The organism is Rhodococcus sp. P4_F3_2 (genome assembly GCF_056401335.1).
The window spans coordinates 110150-122689 of record NZ_JBFUJN010000008.1 but is presented as its reverse complement, the minus strand read 5'-3'; the positions used below and the strand labels follow the sequence as shown (position 1 = coordinate 122689).

The following is a 12540-nucleotide window of genomic DNA, read 5'->3' as shown; positions in this document are numbered from 1 at the left end:
CCGAAATTACCGCGGTGCCATACGGATTGCACCGTCGAGGCGGATCGTCTCACCGTTGAGCATAGGGTTGGAGACGATATGCGCAGCAAGCGCGCCGTACTCGCTGGGATCGCCCAGGCGAGAGGGGTGAGGCACCTGCTGACCCAGCGACGCCTGGGCTGCTTCAGGCAGTCCGGCCAGCAACGGGGTCTTGAACAGCCCGGGAGCGATGGTGTTGACGCGGATCAGCAGCGACGCGAGGTCACGGGCGATGGGGAGCGTCATACCGACGACGCCACCCTTCGACGCGGAGTACGCAGCCTGCCCGATCTGACCGTCATAGGCTGCGACGGAGGCGGTGTTGATGATGACGCCGCGTTCACCGTCGATGGGTTCGGTCTTCGAAATACGTTCCGCAGCAAGACGAAGAACGTTGAAGGTGCCGATCAAGTTGACGTCGATGACCTTCTTGAACGCGTCGAGCGGGAAAGCACCCTTCTTGCTGACAGTCTTGACTGCGTTGCCGATTCCGGCGCAGTTGACTGCCACGCGCAGGGGTCCGAGGGACTCGGCCACGTCGAGTGCAGCGGTGACCGCAGCCTCGTCGGTGACGTCTGCAGCCGCGAAGCGGACCCGGTCGCCAAGTTCCTTGGCGATGGCTTCACCGTTGGACGACGGAAGGTCGACGATGACGACGCTGGCACCGTCGGCAAGAAGGGCTTTGGTCGTAGCCAGGCCGAGGCCGGATGCTCCACCGGTGACGACGGCGACGCTGTCGTTGACGATCATGAGAGTTCCTTTCGAAAGGTTATGTGTTTCAGATGCGTTCGATGATGGTGGCGTTGGCCATGCCGGCGCCCTCGCACATGGTCTGCAATCCGTAGCGTCCGCCGGTGGCCTCGAGGTGGTTGACCATCGTGGTCAACAGTCGAGTACCCGAGGACCCCAGGGCATGGCCGAGTGCAATCGCGCCGCCCCACGGGTTGAGCTTTGCCGGGTCGGCGCCGAACTCGTGAGCCCAGGCGAGTGGAACGGGAGCGAAGGCCTCGTTGACCTCGTAGGTGTCGATGTCGTCGATGCTCAGACCCGCGCGAGCGAGCACCTTGTGGGTGGCTGGGATGGGTGCGGTGAGCATGAAGATCGGGTCGTCGCCCGCAACGGAGAAGGAGTGGAAGCGTGCTCGCGGGGTCAGCCCCAGCTTCGACGCCATTTCTTCGCTCATGATCAGTGCTGCGGACGCGCCGTCGGTGAGCGGCGACGAGTTACCGGGAGTGATCGACCACTGCGCTTCGGGGAAGCGCTGCGCGTACTTCTCCGAGTAGAACGACGGCTTCAAGCCGGCGAGTCCCTCGGCGGTAGTAGACGCGCGAACCGTCTCGTCGACGGTATGCGAGACGGTCTCACCGGCGGCGTTGGTCACGGAGATCGGCAGAATCTCCTTGTCGAAGAGCCCCTGCGCCGCAGCCTCTGCTGCCCGCTGGTGGGACTGCGCAGCGAATGCGTCGAGAGCCTCGCGGTCAAGCTTCCACTTCGCGGTGATCAACTCCGCGGAGATGCCCTGATTGACCAGGCCTTCGGGGTAGCGAGCCGCGATGCCCGGACCGGAAGCATCCTTCCCCATCGTCGCGGTACCCATCGGGACACGACTCATGGATTCGACGCCTGCCGCGATCACGATGTCGTAGGCCCCGGCGATCACGCCTTGAGCCGCAAAGTGCGCAGCTTGCTGACTTGATCCGCACTGGCGATCGATCGTGGTGGCGGGTACCGACTCGGGGAACCCTGCCGACAGGACCGCGCTGCGGGTGATGTTGAGCGCCTGCTCACCGGCCTGGCCGACGCAACCGCCGATCACGTCGTCCACCAAGGCGGGGTCGAGGCCGTTTCGATCGACGATGGAACGTAGAACGTGCGCTATCAGTTCGACAGGGTGCGTCCCGGACAGTGCTCCGCCCGGCTTTCCCTTGCCAGACGCGATCCGGACTACATCGACGATCACTGCCTTGGTCATCTTCGTTCCCTTCGAGGACGTGCATTGCTGGGGCGGTCCGGCACCCGAGTTCGTGGCACCGGATGCCGAACCGAGATCGTGAGAGCACCCTGACTTAGCGCTCGCTAAACAATTACCACCGAGTCGGACCGTCCGTCAAGAGAGGGCTACCGAACTCGAAGCCGATGTGGGCAGATGAAAAGTTGGGCGATCAGGAACCCCTGACCCACGCCCTTCATTAGTACTTTCGAATGATAGGTTTTCAATCTTCGCCCGAAATGTCCGGAATCGGATAACCTTCCGCCACAAGCAATCCAAGCCACAGGGGATTCGGGGCGTGGCACCAATCGATGACAAACCGCAGGGGGACTGACCCGGAGGTAGAGCGTGGACCTGCGATACGTTGCATTCACACGTGCCGACTCGCATTTCTACGACCGAATCAGAACGGTCACTCGACCTGACACACTGACTGACCAGCACTTTAAGCCTGCAAAGTCGGTGGGCTGGTCACTCTGGCGGCGCGGTCCCCAAAGCGGACCGTGGAACTACTTCCAACCGCCTGACAGCGTGCTGCCAGAACAGGGATGGAAGATTCACTGCTCCGCTACCCAAGCCAACGCGCAGGAGCTGCTCGATACCGTCTCCGCGTATTGCGGCCACAATCTGGTGCCTTTCAAATTTCTTCGGACGGCAGCAGACCTCATGTTCTCCAACAGCAAGCAGGCCAATCGAACATCCAGCGGAAAATTCATCACGATCTATCCGGCGGATAGCGTTGCCACACAACGTGTCATCACCGAACTGGACGAGCTTGTCAGGGCTGCCGACGGGCCATACATCCTCAGCGATGTGCGATGGAACCGGGGACCACTCTACTTACGGTACGGCGCGTACCTGCCCATGCAGACCAACGATTCATTCGGCGATCGCGTCCCGGCAATACGGCGCCCCGACGGATCGCTCGAACCCGATCTGCGCGGCACTTCCTTCAGAACTCCAGACTGGGTACAAATCCCGGACTTCGTTCGCGCGCAGCAAGACAAGCTGAAATCACGCGACGCCTTCCCCTATTCGATCACTGAAGCCCTGCACTTCAGCAACAGCGGGGGGATCTACTCCGCGCTGGACGACGCCGGCATCAATCTCGTCATCAAAGAGGGTCGGCCCTTCACCGCCCCGGACGCCAACGGCCGGTACGCAATCGACCGCATTTGCAACGAGTACGACACGCTGACTCACCTTGCCGGCAACCCGTACTCACCTTCCGCGCTCAACTTGTTCGAGCGCGAAGGACACCACTTTCTTGTCACCGAGCGCGCACCCGGCGCTCCCCTGAATCAGGAGATTGCGCTCCGCTATCCGCTGATACGCGCGGATCAGACACTCAGCTCCCGAACGGAATACAGAACCTGGGCGCTCGGTATTGCACAACAGCTGACTACCGCAGTCGAGAGCTTCCACAACGCCGGAATCGTTCATGCCGATCTTCACCCCGGCAACGTGATGTGCTCACCGTCGGGTATTCGGATCATCGATTTCGAGATGGCCCACAGCATCGACGAGCAACCGCCCCGGTCCACCGGGGCTCCCGGGTACACCGCACCGCAACAGTTGACAGGAATCGAGGCAGATCGATACTCCTTGGGATGCATCGAGCTGGGACTCTTTGTCCCACTTACTACATTGCTCCCCCTCGACCGCAACAAGATTCCCGAACTCATCGGCTACGCGGTGTCTCGATTCGATCTTCCTCGTGCCTTCTGTGCCTCGCTCTATTCGATGCTCGACGCACAGCCGCCGGAACCGGCGGATCACCCGCATCGTTGGGACACGTCGTCGAGGGAAACCTTGCAACGTATGGACGCTCGATTGCGCTGCGGCATCCTCACCACACTTGATCTCTCCCGCGCTGATCGACTCTTTCCCGGTGACATCGCCCAGTTCGAAGTGAACGGTTACGGCATTGCTCACGGCTCGTGCGGAAACCTACTCGCCGATAATCTTCCCACCGACACCTTGGAGACAGTTCTGGAATGGACTGAACATCAAGTTGATTCGGATACGCAACCACGGTTCGGTTTCTTCGACGGGCTCGCAGGTGCGGTGCATACCTTTCGGCAGCTAGGACGACACTCGACTGCCGACAGATGGGTCGAGACTTTGCGTGGAGTCCCACTCGACGATCTCGACTCCAGCCTCTTCGGCGGCCTTTCCGGAATCGGGTGCCTTCTACTCGAGGAATCGGAGTCATGTCCGGCGGCATCGTCAACTCTCGCTCTCGTCACCGAAACTCTGCGGGATCGCCTTCCGGCTGCTCGCGCACACGTCCGCTTCACCGACGGAACATCTTGGGCGACAACGGGTCGCGGAGGCTTGATGAGAGGGCCGAGCGGGCAAGCGCTGTTCTGGACTCGCCACTACGAACGGACCGGTGATCCTCGATCGCTGGAACACGCGCGACAGCTTGTCGACATCGACCTGTCCGTGATGCAGATGTGCCCTGACGGTTCGATGCAGCTGAGAGAGGAGCGCCGGACAATGCCGTACCTCGGATCGGGATCCGTCGGCGTGGGCCTGGTACTTCTTCAACTTGTTCGACATGTCGACGAGCCGCGCTACGCGTCTGCGCTACTTGCCATATCCCGCGCTGCCGCCGTCGAATTCACTGCCCAAGCCGGACTACTCAACGGGCGAGCCGGGCTGATTCTCTTCCTCGGCGAACTCTCCAAGAGTCCATATGCCGGCGCCGATTGTGAGCAGACGCTTGCCCAGCAGTTGCAGCTTCTGGGCTTACACAGCCTCAATCACGCAGGAGGACTGCACTTTCCAGGTGAACAGAACCTGAGACTCTCGACAGACTGGGCAACCGGATCTGCAGGAATACTGGCGTCGCTCCGACATACCGGATCGGCAACTGCCCGACAGTCGTTTCCACTGATGTGCGCGTCGAACTGCCACATCGCCTAATTGTTCGGAAGTTATCACCCACGGCAGATTGGAGCACAGAAGTACCAGGCGAAAAACCCTGGAATTGAATCAACACCGCAAGCAAACTCGATCGATCAAATCCATCGGCAAGAACGCCGATCAACAAAGGAAATGACAATGGACGCTATTCTCTCCCTTCAAGATCTGTCAGTCGCCGCCGGCAACGTCGGAGACGCAGGCCAGCTCGAGCAGAACGCGGCAATCAGTTCGCTCAGTTTCTTCTGCCTCTGACCTCAGGCCGATACCTCGGAGAAGGTCCGGGGTATCGGCTTTCGGAATCCGTGCGGATCACCAGACGAACAGTATTGTTTCATCATGAGACGCATCCGCACTTCACCGAGCTGTATTTGCCGATGATGTGCGCGACCTGGCGGCAATGCCGAGGGCAGATCGGGCGGCCAGCGGCGGTGATATTCCTCCTGATCCTGACAGCCGCGTTTTCAGGTTGGTTCGTTCAGCGTTCGGCGAGAGTTGGGACTTCGGGGACATCTGCTCACGCTGGTACGACGGAGGTGGCAGTTGCCGCACCGACACCGCCTTGACCTTCACGACGCTTTTCGTACTCCTACTTCCCTTCGCCTCCGGAATGCTGGTCGGGTGGTTTGAGTTTCAATAGCTGTCAACGACAAGATGAGGGAATCGGTACCATCCGCCCCCGATGTCTTCCAACTGGAGCTGATTGAAGGTCTTGTCGGACACGCCATCGGGTGCGTACACCCAGCCGGGATTGTCCAAGATGGCCAATCCATCTCGTGCGTCATGGAAATAGACGTGGCCTTCACTGCTGACGTTGGCATAGGAGATATCGAATCTGCCGATTCGTAGATCACGATGATACCCATCGGAATAGGGATCGTCAGGTTCTTGAAGTAGTTGCTGTGCAACGGTTTCGAAGTCTGCCCGATACTGATCGAAATGTGGCTGCCCCGCGGCCGCGATCCCGAGTGCGATCACCACGAGAACCGGAACAGCGACATCGGACCACAACCATCGGCGTCGCTGCCACCAGCACACTCCGAGCAGCACGATTGCAACAGTCGCGGTGAGGACCCAGAGAACGACCGCACCGGCGATCGAGAGTGCACTATCCGCAGGTTCGGGCCAGGTGAGATGGCATTTCGCTGCGACATACATCGCCGACGCCGACGCTGCGATAAGTGCGTTTACCAATGCAACCCAACGAAGAGCACCGGACCTTCTCGTTGCCTGCGAGTTCGACACTGCCTGATCCATTCGATGAGAATAGCGAGCTGTTTGTCGCGGACTAGCAGTAACCACTTCCCCGATCTCACGATCGATTGTTTCTCGGCACGGAGAAAGTGTCCACGGTGCTATCTTTGCTGCCTATGGGAGGCAGGGCTGCGAGGATGGTCGATTGAACTACCGATGTCAGGAGAGTTCGGCGACTCCCAAAGTCGACAGGTCAATTTTGAGCACGGCTGGATTCGGTGGATCGCAGCAACGAACACCATCGTCACCTCATGATGACGTGACTGTTGGGGGAAAGTCGTGAAAATGCGATTATTACGAGTGAGTCAAGCGGCTATGGCGGTATCACTGATCGCAGTAGCCATTGTCTACTTGTTGGACGTATTTTCTTTGCGACTCCAACATCAACCCAGTTGGTGCATCGATCATTATGGAATCCCGTCACGATTCAATTATCTCCTTCCTGAGCGTGCAGAGAGGGTGGGGGTAGGAATTACAGACTTCTGGGGATGGTTCCCTCCAGGTATGAGCTGTACATTCACTGATGGAGTGACCAAAGAAAGCGAAACGGTAGCACCGGCCGCGGACAGGTCGTACATCGTCGTCGTTCTTGTGGTGCTGATCGTCATCTCGGCTGCCGGCATATTTTTCGGCCGCCGGAAGCGCTGAACACTGGCGCTGACTCGGGACAACAGCGGCGCACTCGACATCAGACCGATGAGTAACAAATCGGTGTCCGTCGTGTCCGGCGCTTCCACTACTCGTCGATCTTCGCGAATCCACCAGCCTTGTTCGAGGGCATTTCTTGCGGGTCCTGGTGGTCTTCGTTCCCATCACGCTGGCGATGACACTCCTGGGCCTGGTGCTCGGCTGGACCCATGCGCTTGCCGGGGACAGGCGGCAACATGATCGACGCCGATTACACAATGTGCTGGGGCTCAGACAATTCCGACGTGATGCTGTTGTGCTCCGGGTTGATGGTGGCGCTCGCACTCGTCGGCGCACGTGGACTACGTCGGTGACCCGCCTATAACCGACTGTCCGAAATGTCGAAATCAATTTGATAGCAGCAATTTTCGATCCAACATTCTCTTGTGTTCGAAACTTTGTTCGATTAAACTTTCGGCATGGACAGTCGGGAAGCGTGGCAACTGGATGGCGAGGACCTCAAGAGTGAGGTTCTCGATCTGGTGCGTGCCCGGCACGAGTTGCAGTCGCGGATGGTGTTGCTGATCGTGGAGATGTTTTCCCGGGAGGTTCTCGGTGGGAAGGGTTTTCGGGCGATCGCACAGTGGTTGCACGGTTCGACGAATCTGGAGATCGGTGAGTGCAGTCTGCTGGTCGGGTTGGCGCGGTTGTTGATGCTCGAACCTGTTGTGGGCGATGCGTTTCATCGCGGTGATGTTGATGCGTTGAAGGCGCGTCAGGTGGCGTCGTTTTGTCTGCATCCACCGAAGAACATGACCCTGGCGGATGTGGACAAGGCTCGCGGGATTTTGTTGTCGTTGGCGTCGAAGAACATCGCGGATTGTGATGCGGTGCGGGCTGCGATTCGGCGGATCGAGAAGCAGTACGGCAAGCGTGAGGACGGGGTCCCGGTCGGCGAGGATTCGGAGCGGAATGAGTTCTACGCCTCGAAAGGCTTGTACGGCAGAGTGACTGTGAAGGGTGATCTGGATGCTGTGAACGGGGCCCGTCTGATCACGTTGTTGTCGAGTTTGTCGGCGCCGACGCCTGAGAAGGACGGCGTCAAAGACACGCGTACTCCGGCATTACGGCGTGCGGACGGGTTTTGCGAGTTGTTGCGCCGGTACGAGCGGGCGGGGTTGGGTCCGATCGAAGGCGGCGTGAAACCACACATCACGGTGACCGCGTCCGCGAAAGACATGACGGACCTGCAGGCGTTGAAAGACCTCCTGCCGTCCACGGAGGAACTCGGGTTCGCGTGGACGGATTGGGAGGGCCCGATCAGTATCGACACTGCGCGGATGTTGGCGTGCGACTGCACCGTCACCCGGATCTTGTTGGATGAGAACGGTGTTCCGCTCGACTGCGGTAAGGAAGCGAGAACGGCGACGGTGCCGCAGCGGCGGGCGTTGGCGGTTCGGGATGGTGGGTGTGCGTTCCCGGGGTGTGGGACGCCGTCGGGGTGGTGCGATGCTCATCATATTGTTCACTGGAACGATGGTGGCCCAACAGATCTCGACAATCTGATCTTGTTGTGCGGTCATCATCATCGGACGATGCACCACACGGAATGGCGGGTGGAGATCGGCCCGGATCGGAAGACGGTGTTCTATCCGCCGATGTCGATCGATCCGTATCAACAGCCGATCGGCGGGAACAGCCCACCCACAGCGGCGTGAATCGCGACAATCGAATACATCAGCACCGGGGACGAACCATGCCCCGGTGCTGGTGCACGTTTCTGGTCAGATCCCAACCCCTCAGATCCCAACCCCTCAGATCCCTGCCCTTCGCACGAGAGCGTCAGTGGCAGAAGGGGATACAACGTCAATCGCTCGTAACAGCCCCGCGTACCGCGGATACAGCTCGACGGGACGCGTATTGATCGCCCGCAAGATCCACGATGCAGCTTGATCGGCCGTCAGCGCCGGCTGGCTCACGTAATCCGCCGTCGGCGCGATCATCGGTGTTCGTATGAGTGGGAATTGCACTGTGGTGACATCGACACCGGTGCCGTGACATTCCGCGCCGAGGCTTCGGCCGAAGGCACTGAGAGCAGACTTCGACGCGTGGTAGGCACTGAACCTCGGCATCACGCCGGCAGTGACTCCCCAGGTTCCGACGTTGATGATGTGTCCGGACTTCGCCTCGAGCATCGCGGGCAGCAGACGCAACGTCAGTCGTGTAGGTCCGAAGTAGTTGAGTGCCATGGTGCGCTCGTAGTCGTGGAATCGGTCGACCGAATCCAACGCGGTACGCCGGATCGAGCGACCCGCATTGTTGACGAGGATGTCGACCGACCCGAATCGATCCGCGATCGTCTCCGCGAGTTCGTCGACGGCTTCACCGCGGGAGAGGTCCGCCGGCACGATGTGCGCCCACCCTCCCCTGCGGTGGATCTCGTCCCGTACGTGTTCGAGGTTTTCCTCACCGCGCGCGACCAGGATCATCTCGGCTCCCCGACGAGCCAAGAGATGAGCAGTGGCCTCGCCGATCCCCGAGGAAGCTCCTGTCAGAACGATCGTCTTGTCGGAGAGCGTGACGCCGCGTGACGGAACAAGGGAGCGCAGACGCGTCGGCGGACTCAAGGCAATATTGCTGAGCAGCGTTCTGATCACATCGGCCTCGGTTCGATCTTCGCGTGCGTTTCGGTGCGAACCCATCCCTGAACAGCCAACTTCGAGCGCACCGCGGAAATTACTCAAAAGTAAGTTATGGCGCCGTTTCGACCGTGTCAAGAATTCGTCGAGATCCAGGAGTATCTGCCACTAGCTTTTCCTGATACCTCGGGTTACATTAAACCCAGACCGAGTGCCAGCGATCACACAACCGGCCCTCGATTCCACCGAACACCGCGAGAAATACCAGCGGTGACCGAAACGAAGAGGAGACGCCATGACGCTCACATCGCCGCTCGACAAGCGCGGAGAAGCATCCGACGACTCGTACAACGAGACGCTTCGACTCCTGTCCGAGGGCTCGGTGCACAAGCACTTCGACCCGTACCTCGACATCGACTGGGACTCCCCCGAGTTTGCCGTCGTCCCGAACGATCGCCGCTGGATCCTCCCGGCCGAGACAGACCCGCTGGGTGCTCACCCCTGGTACCAGTCGCAGTCCGAGGCCAGGCAGATCGAAATCGGCATGTGGCGCCAGGCCAATGTCGCGAAGGTCGGTCTCCAGTTCGAGAACATTCTGATCCGCGGCATGATGCAGTACGTCTTCTCGCTGCCCAACGATTCGGCCGAGGCGCGCTACTGCACGCACGAGTCGGTCGAAGAGTGCAACCACACGATGATGTTCCAGGAGATGGTCAACCGCATCGGTGCCGACGCTCCCGGCATGAGCCGTCCGATGAAGATGCTTGCACCCTTCATCCCCCTCGCTGCGGGTCCGTTCCCCGAACTGTTCTTCGTCGGTGTCCTCGCCGGTGAAGAGCCGATCGACCACATTCAGAAGAGCATCCTGCGCGCCGGCGGCCAGATCCACCCGATCATGCAGTCGGTCATGGCCATCCACGTAGCCGAGGAAGCGCGTCACATCTCGTTCGCGCACAAGCTTCTGAGCCGTCGCATCCCGCTGATGTCACGCCCGAACCGGTTCGTCCTCTCGCTGCTGTTCCCGATCGTCATGCGCATTCTCTGTGACGCCATCGTCATCCCGCCGAAGTCCTTCTGGAAGCAGTTCGACATCCCGAAGTCCGTGAAGAAGGACCTGTTCTGGGATCTGCCCGAGTCGCGCCAGACCCTGCGCAACTACTTCGGTGACGTCCGCATGCTGGCCACCGACACCGGCCTGATGAACCGTGCCTCGCGCCTGGTGTGGAAGGCCTGCAAGATGGACGGCCGCGCATCACGTTTCCGTAGCGAACCTCACCGCAGCTCGCACAACGCCGCCGCGTAGCTCCCGGACAGTCGAGATCGGACTCATAGCGCCATGCCACACGTAGTCACGCAGTCCTGTTGCAGCGACGCCTCGTGCGTCTACGCCTGCCCGGTCAACTGCATCCATCCGACGCCGGACGAGCCGGACTTCCTCACCGCCGAGATGCTGCACATCGATCCGCAGGCCTGCGTCGACTGCGGCGCATGCGTCTCGGCCTGCCCGGTCGACGCCATCGTCCCCGAGTCGAAGCTGACCGACCCGCAGCGAGTCTTCCTGTCCATCAACGCGGACTTCTACAAGGAAGAGCGGCCCAGGCCGCTTCTCGCCAAGGTCATCCCGGCAGCCCACGTCGACAAGGGCCGACCGCCGTTGCGCGTTGCGATCGTCGGTTCCGGACCGTCGGCGATGTACGCCGCGGACGAGTTACTGACCCAGCCTGACGTGCAGGTCAACGTCTTCGATCGCCTTCCTGTGCCTTACGGCTTGGTTCGCGCCGGCGTTGCTCCGGACCATCAGAAGACCAAGCAGGTCACTCGCTTGTTCGACAAGATCGCCGCACAAAAGGGTTTCGAGTTCTACCTCAACGTCGAGATCGGCAAGCACATCTCGCACAGCGAACTGCTCGAAAATCACCATGCGGTGCTCTACGCAGTCGGCGCTTCGTCCGACCGTGGTCTCGGCATTCCGGGTGCTGATCTGCCTGGCACGGCATCGGCCACCGACTTCGTGGCCTGGTACAACGGCCACCCCGATCACGCCGACGACGTCTTCGATCTCTCGCATCGCCGCGCGGTCATCATCGGAAACGGAAACGTCGCGCTCGACGTCGCTCGCATTCTGACGGCCGATCCCGAGAAGTTGGCGGGCACTGACATCTCCGCTCACGCACTCGCCGCTCTGCGGAAGAGTCGCGTCGAAGAAGTTGTCATCGTGGGTCGACGCGGAATCGCGCAGTCCGCGTTCACAGTCCCCGAGTTCACCGGCCTGATGGCACTGCCGGACATCGAACTCTCTGTCGGACCCGACGACATGGTTCTCGACTCGGCCACCGAAGAACTGGCAAAACGCGGCGAGCTTCCGCATGCCGTCGAGCAGAAGTTGCGTCTACTCGAAGCACTGAAGAACCGCGATCACGTCGACGTCGGCAACAAGCGCATCACGTTGCGCTACCTGCTCACGCCGACGTCGATCACCGGCGACGATCAGGTCAGTGGAATCGAGTTCGCTCGCAACGCCCTGGTCGACGCCAACGGAACCGTGCAGATCGAGGCGACCGGCGATACCGAGACCATCGATGCCGGCTTGGTCCTCACCTCGATCGGCTACCGCGGAGTGCCCATCACCGGCGTCCCGTTCGACGAGCGTGCTTCGGTCATTCCGAATGAGAACGGCCGCGTCCTCGAAGCTCCGAACGGCGATCCCGCAACCGGCGTCTACGCGACCGGTTGGATCAAGCGCGGACCGAGTGGGTTCATCGGCACCAACAAGTCCTGCGCGCAGGAAACGATCAGGATGCTCGTCGACGACTTCAACGACGGACGCCTGACCAACCCGGTCGCCGACGACTCCGCAGTCGATCGTCTGGTCCGGGCGCGACAGTCCGACGTAGTCGACCGCGAGGGCTGGCACGCCATCGACAAGGCGGAACTGGAACGCGGCGCTGCGCACGACCGTGTCCGCGAAAAGGTTCTGGATCAGGTCGAGATCACCTCCATCCTCGACGCTGCGGCCCGGGTGAAACCGGCGCGTCGATTCGGTCGACCCGTTCGCGCTCGCTGATCCGCTACAGGTAAACAGCT

Annotated in this window: 8 protein-coding genes; 4 read left to right on the top strand and 4 right to left on the bottom strand. The window is 60.6% G+C overall.

All coding sequences use genetic code 11. The features are described 5' to 3' along the window. Positions 1 to 6: 6 nt before the first annotated feature. The gene (locus AC1DWA_RS10850) at positions 7 to 768 is read right to left on the bottom strand and encodes a 3-hydroxyacyl-CoA dehydrogenase (protein ID WP_172932727.1); all 762 of its coding nucleotides are present in this window, start codon (positions 766 to 768) and stop codon (positions 7 to 9) included. Between the two features lie 28 nt (positions 769 to 796). After that, positions 797 to 1990, bottom strand: a complete 1194-nt coding sequence (locus AC1DWA_RS10845) for a thiolase family protein (protein WP_477846022.1) — start codon at positions 1988 to 1990, stop codon at positions 797 to 799. 366 nt (positions 1991 to 2356) lie between these two features. Between AC1DWA_RS10845 and lanKC the strand changes: the two genes are divergently transcribed. After that, the gene (lanKC, locus tag AC1DWA_RS10840; protein ID WP_477846021.1) at positions 2357 to 4939 is read left to right on the top strand and encodes a class III lanthionine synthetase LanKC; all 2583 of its coding nucleotides are present in this window, start codon (positions 2357 to 2359) and stop codon (positions 4937 to 4939) included. A 630-nt stretch (positions 4940 to 5569) separates the two neighbouring features. On the opposite strand, the gene AC1DWA_RS10835 is transcribed toward lanKC, so the two are convergent. After that, a complete protein-coding gene (locus AC1DWA_RS10835; RefSeq protein ID WP_283567252.1) occupies positions 5570 to 6193 on the bottom strand; it encodes a hypothetical protein in 624 nt (207 codons plus the stop codon). A gap of 1103 nt (positions 6194 to 7296) precedes the next feature. On the opposite strand from AC1DWA_RS10835, the gene AC1DWA_RS10830 reads away from it, so the two are divergent. Next, on the top strand, positions 7297 to 8535 hold the full coding sequence (locus AC1DWA_RS10830; RefSeq protein WP_477846020.1) for an HNH endonuclease signature motif containing protein: 1239 nt from the start codon (positions 7297 to 7299) through the stop codon (positions 8533 to 8535). A 96-nt stretch (positions 8536 to 8631) separates the two neighbouring features. Here AC1DWA_RS10830 and AC1DWA_RS10825 read toward each other — a convergent pair whose 3' ends face one another. Continuing rightward, positions 8632 to 9519 (bottom strand): SDR family oxidoreductase, encoded by an 888-nt coding sequence (locus AC1DWA_RS10825; protein ID WP_019745837.1) that lies wholly within the window; start codon positions 9517 to 9519, stop codon positions 8632 to 8634. A gap of 232 nt (positions 9520 to 9751) precedes the next feature. On the opposite strand from AC1DWA_RS10825, the gene AC1DWA_RS10820 reads away from it, so the two are divergent. After that, complete coding sequence (locus AC1DWA_RS10820) at positions 9752 to 10759, top strand: AurF N-oxygenase family protein (RefSeq protein ID WP_003943163.1); 1008 nt, start codon at positions 9752 to 9754, stop codon at positions 10757 to 10759. A 33-nt stretch (positions 10760 to 10792) separates the two neighbouring features. Then, positions 10793 to 12520, top strand: coding sequence for an FAD-dependent oxidoreductase (locus AC1DWA_RS10815; protein ID WP_019745838.1), 1728 nt, complete (start codon positions 10793 to 10795; stop codon positions 12518 to 12520). The last annotated feature ends 20 nt before the right edge of the window (positions 12521 to 12540 follow it).